The organism is Flavobacterium sharifuzzamanii, assembly GCF_003254585.1.
Taxonomy (GTDB): Bacteria; Bacteroidota; Bacteroidia; order Flavobacteriales; family Flavobacteriaceae; genus Flavobacterium; species Flavobacterium sharifuzzamanii.
In genome coordinates this window covers 552,450-573,082 of sequence record NZ_QJGZ01000042.1, presented here as the reverse complement: position 1 = coordinate 573,082, position 20,633 = coordinate 552,450, and the positions used below count along the sequence as shown (strand labels likewise).

General features: G+C 32.7%; 21 protein-coding genes. 17 read left to right on the top strand and 4 right to left on the bottom strand.

Going from position 1 to position 20,633, the window contains the following annotated elements; translation table 11 throughout:
• The first annotated feature begins 28 nt into the window (after positions 1 to 28).
• The 13 genes from DMA14_RS22215 (at position 29) to DMA14_RS22150 (ending at position 9,589) form a co-directional block, all read left to right on the top strand.
• On the top strand, positions 29 to 1,384 hold the full coding sequence (locus tag DMA14_RS22215) for a dihydrolipoamide acetyltransferase family protein (protein WP_111426656.1): 1,356 nt from the start codon (positions 29 to 31) through the stop codon (positions 1,382 to 1,384).
• Between the two features lie 221 nt (positions 1,385 to 1,605).
• Complete coding sequence (locus DMA14_RS22210) at positions 1,606 to 2,376, top strand: 3'-5' exonuclease (protein ID WP_111426655.1); 771 nt, start codon at positions 1,606 to 1,608, stop codon at positions 2,374 to 2,376.
• An 83-nt stretch (positions 2,377 to 2,459) separates the two neighbouring features.
• Positions 2,460 to 3,071, top strand: a complete 612-nt coding sequence (locus tag DMA14_RS22205) for a fumarylacetoacetate hydrolase family protein (RefSeq protein WP_111426654.1) — start codon at positions 2,460 to 2,462, stop codon at positions 3,069 to 3,071.
• The gene (locus DMA14_RS22200; protein WP_008468078.1) at positions 3,071 to 3,415 is read left to right on the top strand and encodes an Hpt domain-containing protein; all 345 of its coding nucleotides are present in this window, start codon (positions 3,071 to 3,073) and stop codon (positions 3,413 to 3,415) included. Before DMA14_RS22205 ends, DMA14_RS22200 begins: the two co-directional genes overlap by 1 nt.
• A 179-nt stretch (positions 3,416 to 3,594) precedes the next feature.
• Entirely contained in the window at positions 3,595 to 4,848 is a 1,254-nt protein-coding gene (locus DMA14_RS22195; RefSeq protein WP_111426653.1) for a CinA family nicotinamide mononucleotide deamidase-related protein, read from the top strand.
• Positions 4,849 to 4,919: 71 nt separating this feature from the next.
• Positions 4,920 to 5,156 (top strand): 50S ribosomal protein L28, encoded by a 237-nt coding sequence (rpmB, locus tag DMA14_RS22190; RefSeq protein WP_008468080.1) that lies wholly within the window; start codon positions 4,920 to 4,922, stop codon positions 5,154 to 5,156.
• Between the two features lie 27 nt (positions 5,157 to 5,183).
• Entirely contained in the window at positions 5,184 to 5,366 is a 183-nt protein-coding gene (gene rpmG / locus DMA14_RS22185; RefSeq protein ID WP_008253902.1) for a 50S ribosomal protein L33, read from the top strand.
• Positions 5,367 to 5,441: 75 nt separating this feature from the next.
• A complete protein-coding gene (locus DMA14_RS22180) occupies positions 5,442 to 5,594 on the top strand; it encodes a DUF4295 domain-containing protein (RefSeq protein WP_070261881.1) in 153 nt (50 codons plus the stop codon).
• A gap of 186 nt (positions 5,595 to 5,780) precedes the next feature.
• Complete coding sequence (ftsY, locus tag DMA14_RS22175; protein WP_111426652.1) at positions 5,781 to 6,734, top strand: signal recognition particle-docking protein FtsY; 954 nt, start codon at positions 5,781 to 5,783, stop codon at positions 6,732 to 6,734.
• A gap of 197 nt (positions 6,735 to 6,931) precedes the next feature.
• A complete protein-coding gene (locus DMA14_RS22170; protein ID WP_111426651.1) occupies positions 6,932 to 7,531 on the top strand; it encodes a zinc-dependent metalloprotease family protein in 600 nt (199 codons plus the stop codon).
• 491 nt (positions 7,532 to 8,022) lie between these two features.
• On the top strand, positions 8,023 to 8,463 hold the full coding sequence (locus DMA14_RS22160; protein ID WP_111426649.1) for a lipocalin-like domain-containing protein: 441 nt from the start codon (positions 8,023 to 8,025) through the stop codon (positions 8,461 to 8,463).
• Positions 8,444 to 8,740: a DUF721 domain-containing protein gene (locus DMA14_RS22155; RefSeq protein ID WP_111426648.1), complete on the top strand. Its 297-nt coding sequence runs from the start codon at positions 8,444 to 8,446 to the stop codon at positions 8,738 to 8,740. The genes DMA14_RS22160 and DMA14_RS22155 overlap by 20 nt, the downstream gene beginning before the upstream one ends.
• 129 nt (positions 8,741 to 8,869) lie before the next feature.
• Positions 8,870 to 9,589, top strand: a complete 720-nt coding sequence (locus tag DMA14_RS22150) for a hypothetical protein (RefSeq protein ID WP_111426647.1) — start codon at positions 8,870 to 8,872, stop codon at positions 9,587 to 9,589.
• Positions 9,590 to 9,657: 68 nt separating this feature from the next.
• Here the strand turns inward: DMA14_RS22150 and DMA14_RS22145 are convergent, their stop codons facing one another.
• The 3 genes from DMA14_RS22145 to bshC all read right to left on the bottom strand — a co-directional run bounded on the left by DMA14_RS22145 (position 9,658) and on the right by bshC (position 13,235).
• The gene (locus tag DMA14_RS22145) at positions 9,658 to 10,077 is read right to left on the bottom strand and encodes a nucleoside-diphosphate kinase (RefSeq protein ID WP_012026941.1); all 420 of its coding nucleotides are present in this window, start codon (positions 10,075 to 10,077) and stop codon (positions 9,658 to 9,660) included.
• Positions 10,078 to 10,250: 173 nt separating this feature from the next.
• Positions 10,251 to 11,522, bottom strand: coding sequence for an acyltransferase family protein (locus DMA14_RS22140; protein ID WP_111426646.1), 1,272 nt, complete (start codon positions 11,520 to 11,522; stop codon positions 10,251 to 10,253).
• Positions 11,523 to 11,645: 123 nt separating this feature from the next.
• Positions 11,646 to 13,235 carry a bacillithiol biosynthesis cysteine-adding enzyme BshC gene (gene bshC, locus DMA14_RS22135; RefSeq protein ID WP_111426645.1) on the bottom strand — a complete coding sequence of 530 codons (1,590 nt, stop codon included), beginning with the start codon at positions 13,233 to 13,235 and terminating at the stop codon, positions 11,646 to 11,648.
• Between the two features lie 267 nt (positions 13,236 to 13,502).
• Between bshC and DMA14_RS22130 the strand changes: the two genes are divergently transcribed.
• From DMA14_RS22130 to DMA14_RS22115, 4 genes are all read left to right on the top strand, one after another.
• The gene (locus DMA14_RS22130) at positions 13,503 to 14,780 is read left to right on the top strand and encodes an MFS transporter (protein ID WP_111426644.1); all 1,278 of its coding nucleotides are present in this window, start codon (positions 13,503 to 13,505) and stop codon (positions 14,778 to 14,780) included.
• A gap of 104 nt (positions 14,781 to 14,884) precedes the next feature.
• Positions 14,885 to 15,139: an autorepressor SdpR family transcription factor gene (locus tag DMA14_RS22125; RefSeq protein WP_111378348.1), complete on the top strand. Its 255-nt coding sequence runs from the start codon at positions 14,885 to 14,887 to the stop codon at positions 15,137 to 15,139.
• A 4-nt stretch (positions 15,140 to 15,143) separates the two neighbouring features.
• Positions 15,144 to 15,806: an SdpI family protein gene (locus DMA14_RS22120; RefSeq protein ID WP_111426643.1), complete on the top strand. Its 663-nt coding sequence runs from the start codon at positions 15,144 to 15,146 to the stop codon at positions 15,804 to 15,806.
• 16 nt (positions 15,807 to 15,822) lie between these two features.
• Positions 15,823 to 17,184 (top strand): alpha/beta hydrolase family protein, encoded by a 1,362-nt coding sequence (locus DMA14_RS22115; protein WP_111426642.1) that lies wholly within the window; start codon positions 15,823 to 15,825, stop codon positions 17,182 to 17,184.
• A gap of 70 nt (positions 17,185 to 17,254) precedes the next feature.
• Here DMA14_RS22115 and DMA14_RS22110 read toward each other — a convergent pair whose 3' ends face one another.
• The gene (locus DMA14_RS22110) at positions 17,255 to 20,605 is read right to left on the bottom strand and encodes a T9SS type B sorting domain-containing protein (RefSeq protein ID WP_111426641.1); all 3,351 of its coding nucleotides are present in this window, start codon (positions 20,603 to 20,605) and stop codon (positions 17,255 to 17,257) included.
• Positions 20,606 to 20,633 lie beyond the last annotated feature (28 nt).

Genomic DNA, 20,633 nt, shown 5'->3' with positions numbered 1-20,633 from the left:
AATCAAAAACATCTTTTAGATTAACAATATGGCAAGATTTGAATTAAAGCTTCCTAAAATGGGAGAAAGTGTCGCTGAAGCAACCATAACAAACTGGTTGAAAGAGGTTGGAGACAAAATTGAGGCTGATGAAGCCGTACTCGAAATTGCAACAGATAAAGTTGACAGCGAAGTGCCTAGTGAAGTATCAGGAATTTTAGTTGAGCAATTGTTTGGTAAAGATGATTTAGTGCAAGTAGGGCAGACTATTGCCATTATTGAAACTGAAGGCGGAGAAACAGCAGCTCCAGAAACTGTAAATGCAGTTCAAGAAACTGCCGCTCCTGCAGAAGCTGCCGAAATTGAAAAAACAATCGAATCTGTTAAAGAAACGGTAACTTCTCAAGATTTTTCAGGATCAGATAAATTCTTTTCTCCATTAGTAAAAAATATTGCAAAAGAAGAAGGTCTTTCTTTAAGCGAACTTGAAAATATTGCAGGTTCTGGAAAAGACGGACGTGTGACTAAAGAAGATATTCTGAAATACGTAGAAAATCGTAAATCAGGTTCTGTTCAAGCGCCTCAAGCAGTTGTAGTAGCTCCAAAAGCAGTTGAAACTCCAAAAGCTGAAGCTCCGAAAGCAGTTGAGCCAGTTGTTCAAAAAAGCCAGCAAGCGGTTCCGGTTTCAGTAAACGGTGCTGACGAAATTGTGGAAATGGACAGAATGCGTAAATTGATTTCTGGTTATATGGTAGCTTCGGTTCAGACTTCGGCTCACGTACAATCTTTCATTGAAGTTGACGTAACAAATATTGTAAAATGGAGAGATAAAGTAAAAACGGCTTTCGAAAAAAGAGAAGGTGAGAAATTGACTTTTACTCCAATTATGATGGAAGCTGTTGCAAAAGCTTTAAAAGATTTCCCAGGAATGAATATTTCTGTTGATGGAGATTATATCATTAAAAAGAAAAATATCAATTTAGGAATGGCGGCAGCATTGCCAAACGGAAATTTAATTGTTCCTGTAATTAAAAATGCAGACCAGTTGAATTTGGTTGGAATGGCAAAAGCGGTTAACGATTTAGGAAACCGTGCAAAAGCTGGAAAACTAAAACCAGACGATACACAAGGCGGAACTTATACAGTAACAAACGTTGGTACTTTTGGAAGTGTTTTCGGAACGCCAATTATCAATCAGCCACAAGTAGGTATTTTGGCTCTTGGTGCAATTCGTAAAGTACCTGCGGTTATTGAAACTTCAGAAGGTGACTTTATCGGAATCCGTCAGAAAATGTTCTTGTCGCACTCTTATGATCATAGAGTAGTTGATGGAGCTTTGGGAGGAAGTTTTGTGAAAAGAGTAGCAGAATATTTAGAAGCTTTTGATGTAGATAGAGATTTCTAAAATTCATTATAAAAATAAATTCAAATCCAGCAGTTTTAAAACTTGCCGGATTTTTTTTATTTTGTAAGAAAAGATTTAAGCAGTATTACGTAGGCTTGCTATGGGCTTAATTTTTAAAAGTTAAAATTGAGTGATTGAATGTGTTTTTTGACAAAAAAAATCAGAATAAAGAGAGATATTCCGCTTTAAAAATTACATTTGTAAACTTATAAAAAATAGAAATGGAATTAAAACTTGACAAGCCAATTTGCTTTTTTGATCTCGAAACAACGGGAATTGATATCGGTAAAGATAGAATCGTAGAAATTTCAATATTCAAAGTTTTTCCTAACGGAAACAAAGAAAGTAAAACTTGGTTGGTTAATCCGACAATTCCAATTCCTCCACAAACAACTGCAGTTCATGGTATCACTGATGAGAAAGTAGCCAACGAACCAACTTTTGCAGAACTTGCTCCGCATATTCATAATATGATTAAAGACAGTGATCTTGGCGGATTTAATTCTGATCGTTTTGATATTCCGCTTTTGGCAGAAGAATTGCTTCGTGCCGGAGTTGATTTTGATATGAAAAATAAAGTTTCTGTAGATGTTCAGACTATTTTTCATAAAATGGAAGAGCGTACTTTGAGTGCGGCTTTGAAGTTTTATTGCGGAAAAAGTCTAGACAATGCCCATTCAGCAGAAGCAGATACAATGGCGACTTACGAAATCTTGAAAGCGCAGTTAGATCGTTATCCAGAATTAGAAAATGACATGAAATCTTTGTCTGAATTTACAACTCGTAAAAAAATAGCAGATTTTGCGGGAATGATCGCTTTTGATAAAGATGATGAAGAAGTTTTTACTTTTGGAAAACATAAAGGAGCCAAAGTGGAGAAAGTTTTAGAAACAGAACCTGGATATTTCAGCTGGATTCAAAATGCCGATTTTCCTTTATATACCAAAAAAGTTTTGACAGCAATTAAATTAAGAAAATTAAATACGAAGTAAGCTTCTAAGGTGCTAAGTTTCTAAGGTTCTGAGTTTTTGCCTTAGAAACTTAGCGTCTTAGCGTCTTAGAACCTTAAAAAGAAATGAAAATTATTTGTGTCGGCAGGAATTATGCCAATCATATAGAAGAGTTGAAAAACGAGCGTCCAAGCGAGCCGGTTGTTTTTATGAAACCAGATTCTGCTGTTTTGCTGAAACAGCATCCGTTTGTAATTCCAGAGTTTTCTGAAGATGTTCATCATGAAGTTGAAATAATCGTAAAGATTAATAAAGTTGGGAAATATATTGAGCCGAAATTTGCTCATAAATATTATGATGAAATAAGTGTAGGAATCGATTTTACTGCTCGAGACCTGCAAAGTAAATTGAAAGAAAAAGGGCTTCCGTGGGAAAAAGCTAAGGCTTTTGACGGTTCTGCGGTTATTGGTGATTTTTTACCAAAAACTGATTTTATTTCTATGGAAAACCTTAATTTTGAATTAAGGAGAAATTCAGAAACGGTTCAAAAAGGAAACTCGAGTATGATGCTTTGGAAGATTGATGAATTAATCGCTCATGTGTCTCAGTTTTTTACCTTAAAAATTGGAGACATTATTTTTACAGGAACACCAGCGGGTGTTGCGGCTGTAAAACCAAATGACATTTTAGAAGGCTTTTTAGAAGATAAAAAATTATTCAGAATACAAGTAAAATAATGGCTTTAAAGTATAACCTTTCGAAAGTATATGCGCTTTCAGATAACGATCCTGAGTTTGTAAATCAGATTTTAACTTTATTTGTTACAGAAGTTCCGGAAGATTTAAAACAAATTAAAGAAGGAATAAAAAAGAAGGATCATAAATATGCGTATTCGTATGCGCACAAAATAAAGCCAACGTTAGATTTAATGGGGTTAAATGTGGCTTTTGAAGAAATCTTGCAAGTAGAAGCTTGGACAAAAGCTGAAGGCAAGAAAAAAGATATTATCGAAACTTTTAAGAGTATTAAAGTACAAGTAAAAGAAGCGATTAAAGAAATTAAAAAAGATTTTGATCTTTAATATAAAATTTGACTTATTCCTTCTATTTAAATAAGGAATAAGTCAAAATCATTTTTTAAATTTTGTAAGTGGCTTATAGTTCGTAAAAGCCGTTAATACCTTCCTCCAAGACAAAATTTAAATTTTCTACTTATAAATTATAGCTTACTAAAAGTAAGAAACAAAAATATTTCACTGATATGAAAGCAGCAATTATTACTATTGGAGATGAAATCTTAATTGGCCAAATCGTAGATACAAATTCGGCTTTTATTGCTAAATCACTTGATAGAATTGGAGTTGAGGTGGCAGAAATGCTGTCAATAAGCGATGACAAAAAACATATTTTAGATACTTTTACTCAATTGCAAAACAGAGTAGATGTTGTTATCGTGACTGGCGGATTAGGCCCAACCAAAGATGATGTTACAAAGAAAACATTTTGTGAATACTTTGATGATGAGTTAGTAGTCGATCAAAAAGTTTTGGCACACGTTACAGAATTAATTGAAGGTTTTTACAAAAGACCAATTTCTCAATTGAACAAAGATCAGGCTCTAGTTCCGTCAACTTGTACGGTGTTGCACAATAAAGTTGGAACTGCGCCAGGAATGTGGATGAAGAAGGAAAATACCGTTTTTATTTCGCTTCCGGGAGTTCCGTACGAAATGAAATATCTGGTAGAAGAAGAAATAATTCCTAAAATTGTCCGCGAATACAAACGTCCTTATATAATTCATAAAACCATTTTAACTTATGGTCAAGGCGAAAGTTTAGTTGCAGAACGTATTGAGCAATGGGAGAATAATCTTCCAGAATTTATAAAATTGGCTTATTTGCCAAATCCGGGACGAGTTCGTCTTCGTTTAACTGCCCGCGGAACCAATAAAGAAGAATTGGAAGCAGCTATAGAAAGCAATGTGCAATCATTGGATGCTATAATTCATGATATAATTGTGGGTTACGAAGAAAATGAAACAATTGAAACTGTAATTGGTAAACTCCTTTCTAAACAAAACAAAACAATCTCAACAGCAGAAAGTTGTACAGGAGGAAGAATTGCTTCGCTGCTGTCGTCTGTTCCAGGTTCGTCAAATTATTTTAAAGGAAGTGTTGTTTCTTACGCAACAGAAGCCAAAGTAAATGTTTTGGGAATTTCGCAGAATTTAATCGATGAGTTTTCGGTAGTAAGCGCTGAGGTTGCGTCGGCTATGGCTTTGAGTGTTAAAGATTTGCTGAAAACCGACTATGCATTAGCAACGACAGGCAATGCAGGGCCTTCAAAAGGTGATTCTGATGCCGAAATAGGTGCTGTTTTTATTGCTTTGGCAACTCCAAACGGAGTAATTGTTGAAGAATTTAACTTCGGACAACCGCGTGAAAAAGTGATAGATAGGGCATCAGTTAAGAGTTTGGAAATTTTACAGAAAGAAATTTTAAAATTTGTGCAATAATTTTTTGCTACAATGGTTTATTTTTCTTTTCTTTGCACCCTGATTTTGAATAACGATAAAAGATAAGTATAATGTCAAGAGTTTGTGACCTTACAGGTAAAAGAGCGATGGTAGGAAATAACGTTTCTCACGCTATGAACAAAACTAAGAGAAAGTTTTCTGTAAACTTAGTTAAAAAGCGTTTTTATCTTCCAGAAGAAGATAGATGGATTACTCTTAGAGTAGCAGCATCTACGATAAAAACAATTAATAAAAATGGAATCACTGCAGTTTTGAAAAAAGCTCAGTCAGAAGGATTTATCAAATAATCTTTTCCTAAATAAATATATAGCAAGATGGCAAAGAAAGGTAATAGAATCCAAGTAATTTTAGAATGTACTGAGCACAAAACTTCTGGTGTTCCAGGAACTTCTAGATATATTACAACTAAGAACAAAAAAAATACTCCAGATAGATTAGAGATTAAAAAATTTAATCCAATCTTAAAAAGAGTAACTGTTCACAAAGAAATTAAGTAATAATTAGAGATTTTTGTAAATCTCGATTGGTTTAGCCATGAGAGTTTTATAAAAGCTTCAAATAACATTTGAATCATGGCAAAGAAAACCGTAGCATCGTTACAAACAGCTTCTAAGAGATTGTCAAAAGCCATCAAAATGGTAAAATCTCCTAAAACTGGTGCATATACATTCGTAGAATCTATTATGGCTCCTGAAGAAGTTGATGAATTCTTGAAAAAGAAATAATTACATTTACATTATATAGAAAAGCTACTTTCATTCGGAAGTAGCTTTTTTATTACCTATATTTGTCTAAAAATTTAAAGAATCGTAACAATTGGCTCTTTTTAAGGAAACCATTGCACTTTCTTTAAAGATTTGGGTTTCTGGTCAGGAAATCAAGAAACCTAATAATCTAATAAACTACAAAAAATGAGTTTTTTTAAAAAATTATTCTCTAGCGAAAAAAAAGAGACTTTAGACAAAGGTCTTGAAAAAACAAAAACTACTTTTTTCTCGAAGTTAAGTAAAGCCGTTGCAGGAAAATCTAAAGTTGATGATGATGTTTTAGATAATTTGGAAGAAGTACTTGTTGCTTCTGATGTTGGAGTAAATACTACATTAAAAATTATTGAAAGAATTGAAAAACGTGTTGCTGAAGATAAATATTTAGGGACAGAGGAACTAAATCAGATTCTGCGTGATGAAATTGGTGCTCTGCTGTCTGAAACAAATACAGGTGAAGCAACTGAATTCGAAATTCCGAAAGATAAAAAGCCTTATGTTTTAATGGTTGTTGGAGTAAATGGAGTGGGTAAAACAACAACGATCGGTAAATTGGCTTATCAATTTAAAAAAGCAGGTCATAACGTGGTTTTAGGTGCGGCAGATACTTTTCGTGCGGCTGCAATTGATCAGTTGCAAGTTTGGGCAGATCGTGTAAATGTGCCAATTGTAAGACAGCAAATGGGAAGTGATCCTGCTTCTGTAGCTTTTGATACTTTGCAGTCTGCAGTGGCTCAAAATGCAGATGTTGTTATTATTGATACTGCTGGTCGTCTTCATAATAAAGTAAACTTGATGAATGAGCTGACAAAAGTAAAGCGTGTAATGCAGAAAGTTGTAGCCGATGCGCCTCACGATGTGCTTTTAGTTTTGGATGGTTCAACAGGACAGAATGCTTTTGAACAAGCAAAACAATTTACGGCAGCGACAGAAGTTACTTCTTTGGCTGTAACTAAATTGGATGGAACTGCAAAAGGAGGAGTTGTAATTGGGATTTCAGACCAGTTCCAAATTCCTGTAAAATATATTGGTGTCGGCGAAGGAATTGAAGATTTGCAAGTCTTTAATAAATATGAATTCGTTGATAGTTTCTTTAAATAATTCACAATGAAAAATATATCAGCTTTAACGTTCTATTTTGCTAGTGTAATATCTTTTGTTCTAGCAAATGTTTTAAAGGATAAAAATCTTTCAGTATATTATATTTTGCTGGTTTTGGGAATTGTTTTATTCTTTTTAGGAGTTCTTAAGAAAAGAAAAACAAATCAAAATAATTGATATAGTTTTCTTTGTCTAATATGAAATACAGTATTTTCATTTTATTTTTTTGCTTGTACTGTTGTGCAAACAAACAACAGAATGAAAATGCTGGAAAAAATCAAAGGGTTATAGTGATACAGCCTTTGGGTGATTTTGAACTTAATCAATCTCAAAAAGTTTTAGCTGAAATAAAAACAATTAACCCAAATGTTGTTTTAAGGCAAAATATAGACTTTCCTAGAAATTCTTTTTACAAGCCTCGCAATAGATATCGTGCTGACAGTATTATTAAAAATCTTAAAAATAATATTGGCAATGATTCTGTGATTGTTGGGTTGTCGCATTTTGATATTAGTACAACAAAAAACAATATTAAAGATTGGGGTGTAATGGGTTTAGGTTACATGCCAGGAAAGGCTTGTGTTGTTTCGGATTTTAGATTGTCTAAAAAACACAGAAATAGCCAGTTTTATAAACTAGTTCTGCATGAATTAGGTCATACAGCGGGTTTGCCGCACTGCAAAATTAAGACATGTTTAATGCGTGATGCCAAAGGCGGAAACCCACTGAATGAAGAAAAAGACTTTTGTGAAAACTGTAAAAGCTTTTTAAAAAATAAGGGATGGCAGTTGATTTAAATTGAAATTCTTCGCTTATTGATACATAGTATTAATTTTCTCCCATAATGGTTTATCAAAATGAGATAGGACGATATTTATATTATCCGTAGCATCTTCCATTCTTCATTTGGAATTATATCGTTTTTCCATTTCCTTTATTAGCATAATTAATTCGCGTGCTTTTGCTACAGCATCCTAAAGTTTTACATATACATTAAGATGTCAGGATGATAAAAACAATTCTGTTAGTGTTTTGTTTTGGGGTTTAGCTAAGAGTATATAAAATAGTTTAATGTGTTTTTGATTTTTTATTTCTTTTGATGATTATAAGATTATCTTTGTAGTTCGATAAAATTTCTTTTGAAAACGGGAGTCCTAGCCCTGATGGGAGCGGCATCCTTTTGCTTTTTTCTTTAAAAAGCAAAAGATACAGCGGACAGCAGGAATCAGCTCCTAAAATCTTCGACTTCATTTTAAAGAAAAAGAATAAATTTTTAATATTTTTATTTATGAAAAATGCTTTCATAGTTTTGTTTTGTTCGCTTTTGTTTGTGAGCTGTAAACAGGAATTAAAACCTGCAGATATTGCTAAATTGAATGGCTATTGGGAAATTGAAAAAGTGGTTTTTGAGAAAGGAGAAGAGAAGGAATATAAAATGAACGAGACTTTTGATTTTTTTCAAATTAAAAATAATAAAGGTGTTCGAACGAAAGTTATGCCGCAATTTGACGGAACATTTTTGACTACAGATACTTTTGAAAATGTTTCAGTTCGTTTTGCTGGTGAGCAGGTTTTCTTGGATTATAAAACAAAGTATGCAAAATGGAGTGAAGAAATTATTTCGCTCTCGGATGACAAATTAGTGGTGAAAAATCCGCAAAAAATAGAATATCATTATAAAAAAGCTGGACCAGTAAATCTTTTGAACGATGGCGAAAAGACTAAATAACGAAACTACAATTGGGGCTGTTTTACAGCAAATTATTCAGGTTAATAAGTTGCAGCCAGGAATGGATGAAATCGATGTTCGTGAGGCTTGGAGACAGCTTATGGGAAATGGTGTGAATACCTATACTCGAAATGTTGTTTTGAAAGGAAGTACGCTTTATGTAGAATTGGGATCTTCTGTTTTACGTGAAGAGCTAACTCATGGAAAATATAAAATCGTGAAAATGATCAATGAAGAATTAGGCCGTGAAGTGGTGAAAGACGTGATTTTGCGGTAGTTTTTTTAGTAAGATAAATTTTAAAAATAATTAACACTTCTATTGTGAAGTGTTTTTTTTGCGATACATTTGGGCAGTTATTTCTTTAAAATAGCGTCTTTTTTATAAACCCAAAATAATAAAAAATCAATGAAAAAAATTTTACTAATTTTAACCGTATTATGTACATTAACTGGTTATTCACAAAAGAAAAAAGTTGCTGTTGTTGCTTTTTACACTGACAAAACAATTGATCTTTCAGAACTTGGTTTAAGTGCTGTTGCTGCAGTAACAGATTTAGGGAACAATCCAAATTTTAACCTAGAACCAATTTTAGAAAAGTATCACAATGCTTTTTTTAATGACTATTCTAAAAAGTTTCCATTCGATTTACTTCCTGAAACAGATGTAACTCAAAAACAAGAGTATATTGATTATGTTCCTCATTTTGATAGAGAGGGAGAAAAGGGGAAATATATTATCAATTACCCTGGATATAAATATATCTATGAAGGAATAAATGGTTCAGCAAATGAAGTAGCGACGGCTACTATGTTTAAAGATAATGCAGATGGTGTCTTGTTTACAGAGATTCACTTCGCTGTAGTAAAAGGGTTTGCAGTTGGTGGAACTGGAACTATTAAAATGAAAGCTTATGCAAGAATTGCTTTGTATGATAAAAATGGAAAAAAAGTTTTTGCTTTTAACGAAGGAGCAAATTCAAAGAAAACTGGAACAATAGTAGGAGGAATTCCTGTTTTATCTTTTGATAAAGTATTGCCAATGTGTGAAAGTGCATTAGAGGAGCTTTTAAAAGATTTGGATGGCAGAGTTGAAAAAATGGTAAAGAAGACTTCTGAAAGTCTTTAATTATTTATTATAAGTAAATAAAAAAAACGCTTCAGTTATGAAGCGGTTTTTTTATGATTTAAGAAGTCTTAGAATTGCTCTCTTCCTGCAAAGTGAAATGCACTTTCGATAGCAGCGTTTTCGTCGCTGTCAGATCCGTGAACTGCATTTTCTCCGATTGAAGTAGCGTATGCTTTACGAATAGTTCCTTCAGCAGCTTCTGCTGGGTTTGTAGCACCGATTAAAGTTCTGAAATCTTCTACTGCGTTGTCTTTTTCTAAAATAGCCGCAACAATTGGTCCACGAGACATGAATTCAACTAATTCTCCGTAGAAAGGTCTTTCTGCGTGTACTGCGTAAAATGCTTTAGCATCAGCTACAGTTAATTGAGTTAATTTTAATGAAACGATTTTGAAACCACCATTAGTAATCATTGCTAAGATATTCCCGATGTGTCCGTTTGCAACAGCATCTGGTTTAATCATTGTAAAAGTTCTATTTGTTGCCATTTTGTATTTTATTAAATTTTGTGCAAAAGTATACTTTTTTTATGAATTGATTTTAATAAATTCATAATTTAAGTATGCTGGAATGATGTTTTAATTAAGAAAAAAGAATATGGCGAATCGCAGTCAAAAAAAAGACGCACAATTGCGCGTCTTTAGAAATATTTTTATTGTTTTTAAACTTTAAAAATCAGCTTATTTCTATAGAAAATCCATAAAATAAATGTCCAAATTGCTACATAGGTTAATGCGCCAGCTAAAGATGCTGTCATTGGATTGCTGAAAAATGGTGCGATGCCAAATCGGTACAAATAATCTAATAGATTGATTTGTTCACTTGGAAGTGACGGATTTTGAAAACGAATCATTACCAAAGCTTGAGGAATAATTTGTGAAGCAAAGAAAACAATCATTGGGTTTACTCCCCAAATAACAAATAGTTTAAAGCCTTTTTTGAATTCTTTTATATCAATTGTATAATATAATACCGTGAGGCAAACTGTTGCTAATCCTGTTGTATATAAAACATAACTGCTTGTCCAGATGGATTTATTTATCGGGAAAACTAAATCCCAGATTAATCCGAAAAAGATTAGCGATGTGCCGATCATTCCCATTCTTTGGGCTTTTTGGATTTTAGTTACACTAAGAAGCAGAATTTGTCCGATAAATAAACCAATTATTCCGTTTACAATTGACGGAAGTGTGCTCAAGATTCCTTCAGGATCCCAAGTGTTGGTTTCATGATACATATGTCCTTTTAGAAACACGCTATCAATCCAAGCAGCTAAATTGGTTCCTTTTTCTAAATTAGCTTCTCCAAATCCTGGAACTGGAATTAAAGTCATAATAGCCCAATAGCCAAAAAGCAAAACGATTCCTGTAATAAGCTGTGTTTTTCTTGATGTTTTTAAATATAAAAGCGAAACTACAAAATAGACAACTGCAATACGTTGTAGTACTCCAGGAAGTCTTACATCTGCATAATTTTCAAAACCTCCGTAGGCCAAAATGAGATATATTGCTAAAATGCTAAAGGCAAAAATGTTTTTTAGTCTGTTGCTGAAATTTCCCATTAAAGCATAACCAACTGCAAAAGTAATAATCAATCTGCCTATAAGAAGTGGAATTCCGTCTAAACCAAAAAGCTGAATTTTTCCAAAGAAGTTAAAGAAAATCCCCAAACAGAACATCCTTAAAGAACGAATCAGGATTTTGTTGAATGTGGTTTCGTCATATTTTTTCTCTGGCATTGCAAGCGGTACTGCAACTCCCATTATAAAGATGAAAAACGGAAATACAAGATCTGTTGGTGTACAGCCGTTCCATTGTGCGTGCAAAAGTGGCGGATAAACATTACCCCAATCACCGGGATTGTTTACAATTGTCATCAATAGAATAGTTAGTCCGCGAAAGACATCAAGCGAAATTAGGCGTTCTCTTACCATTAGGTTAGTTCGTTAATAGGTTATAAAATATAATTCTATTTGGTTTGAGAGAGCAATAATATCGGAAATGAGCTGGTTATTTGTTCCTAAATTATCGCTTTTGAATTTCTAAAGATAATTATTTTAGATTATTATGATGTCAAAATTATGTTCTAAAGGTTTTAATTTTTGAATTAAAAGCGTAATCAATTGTTCTCCTTTTTCTAAATAAAATTCAGAAAAATTAGCTTGGCGTTCTTGAAGGCTATTGTTTGGAAATAATTCACATTGCAAATCGGTAACACGTTCCAATTGATCGGCCAATTTTCTTTTTTGCGCTTTTAATAAACGCTTTTCTAGATTTTCTAAACCTTTCTTTTGTTTTACTTCTTGTGCTTTTACAGCTCCTGAGAAAGATTTATCTGTTCTTTCAGCCAATTCAAAAAGATAGTTAAACTGTTTTTCAAGAGCTTCTTTTTGAGGAGTTAAATCTATAGGAAATGGGGAAAGTTTATGTGTAATCTCATTAATTAAATTCTCTGATTTGCTGAATAAATCTTTCCATGATAAATTTAAATTATCAGCTTTTTTAACTTGTTTTTCGGTTGCCAGAAGAACTGAATTTCGAACTAATACTATTGGGAAAGTAATATTTACAGCATCAAAAAAGGCTTTCAGTTCTAACCAATAAGCAATTTCTCCACCTCCGCCAATATAGCAAAGATTTGGTAGAATAATTTCTTGATATAATGGACGCATAATTACGTTTGGACTGAATTTTTCAGGATTGCTTTCTAGTAATTTGAAAATTTCATCTTTTGAAAACGAAATTTTGGTATTGTTAACCCAATATTTATCATTTTCAAAAATGATTCTTTCGCGCAGTTTATCTTCGATATAAAATAAATTGATTTCGCGCGGATTTACTTGAACAGTATATGCGGCAAGCTCTTCAATTGATTTTTGAACTTCTTTAAACGAAGTTTGATTTTCTAATTCTTCTTTTACATACGGAATAAAAGCACGTTTTAAATCGGCACTGTCTGCATCTACAATAACCAAACCGTAATTTGCAAAAAGAGTATTGGCTAAATAACGAGTTGCATCTGCTAGATTCTTGTGGTTTAAATAAGCGTCTTCAAAAAGTTTTTTAAGCGCGTTTGCATTCGTGCTTGAGCCTAATTCTTTAGAATAAACTTCAAATAAATCTTCTAGACCATCAGTTGCAAGTCTTCCGACAGGACCTGTGCTTTCTGCATTCCAACGGATTTTTTTTCCTTTAAAATTAAAATAATTAATTTCTTCAAAATCGTGATCTTCTGTAGCCATCCAGTAAACTGGAACAAAATTGTACGAAGGATATTTCGATTTTAATTCTTTAGTTAAATTAATTGTTGAAATAATTTTATATAAAAAATATAATGGTCCGCTGAATAAATTTAGCTGATGTCCAGTTGTAATGGTAAATGTATTTTCGAGAGATAAAAGAGAAATATTCTGTCTCGTTAAATCAGAAATTTCAATGTTTTGATATTGCTTATGCAAAGTGTCAACCAACACTGTTCGGTTGTTATGGTCAAAATTGGCTGATTTTTCAGCAATTTGTTTTTCGAAATTTTCTAAGGTTGGAAAATTATTGTACAGCGGTTTTAATTCTGGCTTTTGATCTAAATAATCCTGCATTAATTTAGAGAAATATCCAGAAGATTGAAAGCTGATACAGTCGGTAGGCATAATTTTATATTTATTTTTGACAGCTGTAAATTTAATGAAAATATATAGTTAAAAACGCTATTAACAATTGCTTAAGAATTGATTTTTTTCTGATGTTTTTAAAAGTATTGTAATCAGGGTTTTAAATTTTGATTTTGTAAGGTTGTTGAAAATTGATAATTTATCTAATTTGTTAAAAATATAATGTAGTTGTAAAAGTAATTTGTGTAAACATGAATTATTAATAATGAAACTCTATTTTTGCAAATAAAAAAGATATCATTTTTCATGAAAAATAACCCGAATAAAAAGAACTCTTTAAAACACGTTCTTTTTGGAAGCCTTATAGGTACCACAATCGAATTTTTTGATTTTTATATTTATGCCAATGCGGCCGTATTGGTTTTTCCACAATTATTTTTTCCAAGTTCAGATTCGACAATGGCGATTCTAGAATCGTTAGCTACTTTTTCTATCGCCTTTTTATCTCGTCCGTTAGGTTCTGCATTTTTTGGACATTATGGCGATAAAATCGGACGTAAATTTACTCTTGTTGCTGCTTTGTTGACAATGGGAATTTCTACTGTAACAATTGGTTTTCTGCCAAGTTACGAAAGCATTGGTGTTGCCGCTCCATTATTATTGATGCTTTGTAGATTTGGACAAGGTGTTGGTTTAGGAGGAGAATGGGGAGGAGCAGTTTTATTGGCAATCGAGAATGCACCGCCAAATAAACGCGCGTGGTACGGAATGTTTCCGCAATTAGGCGCTCCAATTGGATTATTGCTTTCAGGCGGAACCTTTCTCTTGCTTACCGATTCGATGAGCAACGAAGATTTTATGAATTACGGCTGGAGAATTCCTTTCATTGCCAGCGCACTTTTAGTAATTGTTGGTTTTTATATCAGAACAAAAATTACTGAAACACCTTCATTTGAAGAGGCTAAAAAGCATGAGGAAGAAGTAAAAGTTCCGTTTTTAGAATTGGTAAAATCTTATAAGAATCAATTGATTTTTGGAACATTTGCAGCGATTACAACGTTTTTGGTTTTCTATTTAATGACGGTTTTCACTCTAAGCTGGGCAACCTCAGATTTAGGAATTGCAAAAAGAGACGGATTATTAATTCAGTTATTTTCAGTATTGTTTTTTGCTTTGTTTATTCCAGTTTCTGCAGTAGTTGCAGATAAAATCGGACGCCGAAAAATGCTTATTGCAGCTACAGCGGCGATTGCTGTTTTCGGATTTTTCTTTTCTTACTTTTTAAGCTCAGGAAATATTGTTTTAGTAGCCATTTTTGCTTGCATCGGAATGTCTTTAATGGGATTTACGTATGGTCCTTTGGGAACTTTTCTTTCTGAATTGTTTCCGACAAATGTTCGTTATTCTGGAGCGTCTTTGACTTTCAATATGGCAGGAATCCTCGGAGCAGCTTTTGCGCCAATGATTGCGATTTGGCTAGCTAAGACTTATGATGTGAGTTATGTGGGTTATTATTTGGTAACAGCTGCTTTTATTTCTTTGATTTCATTTTTAGTAATTAGTAAAGATGAACATAAGTTTTAAATAAATTCCGTTTAAAATATTTGAAAGCAGTAATGTAAAAAATTACTGCTTTTTTTTTGTTTGTTCAGAAAGTATTTAGATATTTGTCTAAATATATAAATGTAATGAATGATATTTTTAAAGCACTAAACGATGCGACTAGAAGAGAGATTTTGGACCTTCTGAAGCAAAAAGATATGTCGGCAGGAGAGATTGCCGATGCTTTTAATATTTCTAAACCAAGTATTTCACATCATTTAGATATTTTAAAACGGGCTGATTTAATTACATCTGAAAAAAACGGGCAATTCATCATTTATTCCATAAATACCACCATAATGGAAGATGTTTTGCAATGGATACTAACCTTTAAACAATAATAAAATGAATTTAGAATTGAAAAAAGAACTTCCCCTAATTGGAATTGTTTTGATTCCTTTTGTTTATTTAGCAACAATTTGGAACACACTTCCTGAAAGAGTCCCTGTGCATTGGAATTACAAAGGTGAAATAGATAATTGGGGGGATAAGTTTAGCTTACTGTTTTTGCTTTTTATGCTTCCTGTTTTGATGTACGGCTTAATGACTGCGGCATCTAAAATTGATCCCAAAAAAAGAATTTCATTAATGGGAAGAAAGTTTTATCAGCTTAAGTTTTTCTTGGTTTTATTTATGTCAGTGCTGGCTTCCTTTTTTATTTACTTGGCCAAAAATCAATCTCTTTCTAGTCCAGGTTTAATGTATGTAGCTGTTGGAGTGCTATTAATTATATTCGGAAATTATTTTAAAGTTATTCAGCCTAATTATTTTATCGGAATTCGTACCCCGTGGACGTTGGAAAATCAGCAGGTTTGGAAAGCGACACATGCTTTTGCTGGGAAATTATGGCTTGCAGGCGGTTTTGTGATAATATTGGGTGGTTTGACATTTTCGGGATTTAATTTTTCTAAAATTTTTATTGGTATAGGAATTACTATTGCCGCTGTTCCTATGATTTATTCTTATTTCAAATTTAAAAGTTTAGAAAAAAAAGAAAATAACCTTTAAGTAATTAAACCACAAAATGAAAAAAATAATACTTTTTGCACTCCTAATTTTTAGCTTTTTTAATTCGTTTGCTCAAGATATTTCGGGGCAATGGAATGGTGTTTTAAAACTTCCAAACAATCAATTAAAGGTTGTTTTTAATCTTACTAAAACAGAAAACGGATATACTTCTACAACAGATAGTCCAGATCAAAATGTGAAAGGAATTCCAGTTAAATCTACTACTTTTGAAAATTCGGTATTGAAATTAGATATTCCTGCTGTAGGTGGTTCGTATGAAGGAAAATTGAATGCTGATACTATTTTTGTTGGGAAAATAACTCAAAACGGACATACGTTAGATCTTAATTTATCAAAAGGAAATATTGAAGTCGCAAAAACTCAGGAACCAAAACAGCCATTTCCTTATTATACAGAAAATGTAAAATTCGAGAATAAAAAAGATCAAGTAACTCTGGCAGGGACTTTATCGTTACCTAAAAAAGAAGGTAATTTTCCAGCAGTTATTTTAATTTCTGGAAGCGGTGCGCAAAATCGAGATGAAGAAATGTTAGGGCATAAACCATTTTTAGTTTTAGCAGATTATCTTACCAAAAAAGGAATAGCTGTTTTACGTTTTGACGATCGTGGTTTTGGTGAGTCTACTGGTGATTTTAAAAGTGCAACTACTACAGATTTTGTAAAAGATGTACAGGCTGGGGTTGACTATTTGAAGACTCGCAAAGAAATCAATAAAAACAAAATTGGTTTAATTGGGCATAGTGAAGGGGGAGTAATTGCGCCAATTGTTGCTGGAAATTCTAAAGATATCGCATTTATTGTTTTAATGGCTGGAACAGGAATTCGTGGTGATAAATTGCTTCTCTTACAAAAAGAATTGATAGAAAGAGAAATGGGAGTTTCTGAAGAAGAAATAAAAAGAGGACAGGAAACTTATAAAGAGATTTACGAACTTATAACTTCCAGTTCTTCAGTTGACGAAAAACTTAAGAAAGATGTTAAGAATATTTTTGAATCTAAACTTGGTGTAAAAGATAAAAGAGCAGATGCTTACACCTATGAAGTTACAAATCCTTGGATATATAATTTCTTAAAGCTTGATCCTGCACCATATTTAGAAAAAGTAAAATGCCCAGTTTTGGCAATTAATGGAAGCAAAGATTTGCAAGTTCCTGCAGAAGCTAATCTTCAGAATATTAATAAAGCTTTGACGAAAGCAGGAAATAAAAAGGTGACAATTAAAGAATTACCAAATTTAAATCACTTATTTCAAGAATGTAAAACGGGATTGCCGAAAGAGTATGCATCAATTGAGCAAACAATATCTCCGACAGCATTAGAAGAGATTTCAAGTTGGGTTCTGTTGCAGATTAAATAAAATTATAGAATCGCAAAGATTTATATACTTGGAAGTTTTTTTTTCAGTATAAATCTTTGCGATTTTGTTTTTATCGCTTTAAAGAAAAATGTCCTCTATATTCTGTTCCGTTTATTCTAGTAACGGTAAACCAATAGTCTGAAGCAGGTTGTTGATTTCCCAGATAAGTTCCATTCCAAGAAGTGTTTAATGCCAATTCTTTAATTAATCTTCCATAACGATCGAATATTCTAATAGATGAATTAGGAGCCAAATAATCAGGATCGATTGTCCAAGTATCATTAAAACCATCTCCATTTGGCGTAAAGAATTTTAGAAACGGAAGTTCATTAACCAAATGAATACAATCTCCAGCTGTAGCCTCTAAAATGTTTATTGTTACAGGAATTCTATCACTTTCACAAGTGCTTACTGTTTGAGAAGCATAATAGGTAATTCCATTTTCTAACGAGGTTGATTCTGATAAATTACTTGTAGAAGAAGAGCTTTCATACCATTTGATGTTTTGACCATTTATTTCAATATCGCTAATTTTTGAGCTTTTCTGAATACAGAATTGCTGTGGAGAATCGGCAATTGGAATTGGTGTATCTTGAATTTTTACGGTAATTGCCAATCTTTCGCTTTCGCAGTTGTTTGCGGTTTGAGTTACATAATATGTGCCGTTTTTCAATAGAGTTGTCTCATTTAAAATGTTTCCATTTATTGGAGCGTCATACCATTTGAGTGCAGTTCCTGCTATATTTAGATTTTCAATTGTCGCTAATTCATCAATGCAAAATTGTTGGTTTTTACTTCCTATTGGAATTGGAGTATCATAAACGTGAACAAGAATTGGTATTCTGTCACTATCGCAACCAATCTTTTGAGAAGCATAGTAGGTTCTGTTGTTTTCTAATAAAGTGGTATTGGGTAATGTTGATGCAGACATCATGGTATCAAACCATTTGATGCTTTGTCCCATTATTTGAATGTCATTAAGGGTTTTGTTTTCTTTTTTACAAAAAGATTGCTCTGGATTTCCAGATGGAACAGAAGGAGTATTTACGAGTGAAACCGTAACTCCAAATCTTGGGCTTTCACAACTGTTTTCTGTTTGTGATGCATAATATGTTTTTCCGTTTTGCAGATTTGTTGTTTCAGATAATAAAGTACCATTATTTGGAGAGTCATACCATTTTATTGAAGTTCCTGTAATTTCGATATTTAAAATCGTTGGATTTTGTCCTGTGCAAAATGGTTGATTTGCATTTCCTGTTGGAGCTAGTGTATTCTGAATATTGATTAAAACAGCTGCTCTTTCGCTTTCACATCCGTTTATAGTTTGAGATGCATAATAAGTTACCCCATTTTGAAGAGGAGTTATGTTAGACAAAATTGTCCCCGCTGTTTGCGCACTGTACCACTTTATATTTTGTCCTGTAATTTGAATGTCATTTATAGTTGCATTTTGTTGCATACAGAAAATCTGTGGAGAATTACCTGTAGGATTTTGAGGTTTACTAATGATAATTAGCTTAAAATCTTTCTCAATAAAGCAAGAAGGATTTGTTTTGAAATAACTTTTTACGGTTATAATTTCTTCGTTTTTTACAGTATTTGTGTAAGGATTTGGCAACGGACTTGGCAAAGAGACTCCGCTTTGATTCGTATATTCTACAATTAAATCTGATTGATTTCCTATTACAATTGCATGTATTCCAGAGGTGTTAAAAGAATTTGAAATACCTGATCCAGAATTTCCTTCGCAAGAATAAATAGGATTTAGGGTAAAGTCATTTGGGCTGTTGGTAATTGTGATTTCCTTAGTTATGGTTTGGGTTTCACTACCACATTTTATTGTCGCAGCAACAGTGTATGTTCCTATAGCGGTAAATTGATGCTGAGGATTGTTTATTGCTGCAGTATTGTTTGCGTTTGAATTTGGGTCATCAAAATTCCATAGTATAGAATCAAATGTACCTTTAACATTAAAATTAACAGCTTTGTTAAAACAAGTGTTTTCGGCTAAAATTTCACCTTTGTTGGGTGGAGATGTGCTGGATTTTAGCTTATAAAGCAATCCATTTGCCTCATTATTACCACTATTACCATAAATGACTGAATTGTTAATTATTAAGGGCTCACTTTGAAAATTGGATGTTAAAAACAAATCATCTTTGTCAAATTTAATTGGCCCCGCTGCATCTAGAGATAGGCTATTAGCATAATGGTTTGTACCAGTCGATTTTAGAACATACTCTGGTTCAAAATTATCTAAATTCATTTTAAAGAGCACGAGATCTTCCCCCAAATTCCTTGATGTTATATTTGCATTAGGAAAAGTCATTGTATTAGAGAAACTGGTAAAAACAAACAATTCATTGCCTTTTCCAGCCATATATGCTTTGTTTAAACTACTTGGTCGAAGATTGGCTTCTCCAGGATACTCAAGCATTGAATTGTTGTTAATTTGTTTAAATCGCTCCAAATTTCCGTTAGAAGGATTAAATTCTGTTAAAATGGATTGTGTGACATCATTTCTTGGAGAATTTGTATTGAAGGTATTTCCAAGAACATTTACATCTCGATCAAAACATCCCCATAAATATAGTTTGTCATTTATTGGGTTATAATGCAATATTGTTGGTCTATAAACGGTTTTATTAAGGATATTACCATTGTTAGAAATCTCTTTACTCCATACCATCTCTAAGTTTGAATTCACCTTGAAAATACTGGAAGAAGTATAGTTTGATCCAATTTTACCAAAATAGATATTTCCATTCTTATCGATTTCGGAAGTCTTAACAACATCAGAATCTGATCCATATTTTTTAGCATCAATTAAATTTCCTGCAATATCAAATTTTGCTACAAAAGCTCGTCCATAATAAGCATTATCACTTAATAAAATTTGATTATTGATATTGATAGAATTATTAAATGAGCCAGTAACATAAATGTAGCCATTGTTGTAGTAAACGTTTTTTGCTAAGTTGTTTATGGTGCCAATTTTGCGATTCCATACAACATTTCCGTTAGGAGACAACTTATAAAGCGTAACACCAAAATAAAATTGTAAACCATCAAGAACAAATGGCTCTCTCCCAGAGTTGTAATTTCCTCCTAAAAGTTCTTTTACTAAAACATACGAATTTCCCTGATCATCAACACAAAAATAATTGGCAGCTGTATAACTAGGAAATTCTTTTTTCCAAAGAAGATTGCAATTTAAATCATATTTGTAAAGCCCTGGCCTATCGGTTCTATTGGCGCCTGAGAGATGTGTTCCTATAGTTACGAATACAGCATTGTCTGTTTTTTCTAAATCAAAAACCGCACCTCCAATCCAGCCTGCATAGACTTTTGCGCAATCAAAACATTGGCTTTGCATTAAAAAGGAATAAAAAAGAAAAAAGAAAAGTAATTTTTGTTTCATAAAAGAAAATTAAGTCATTTCAAATGTA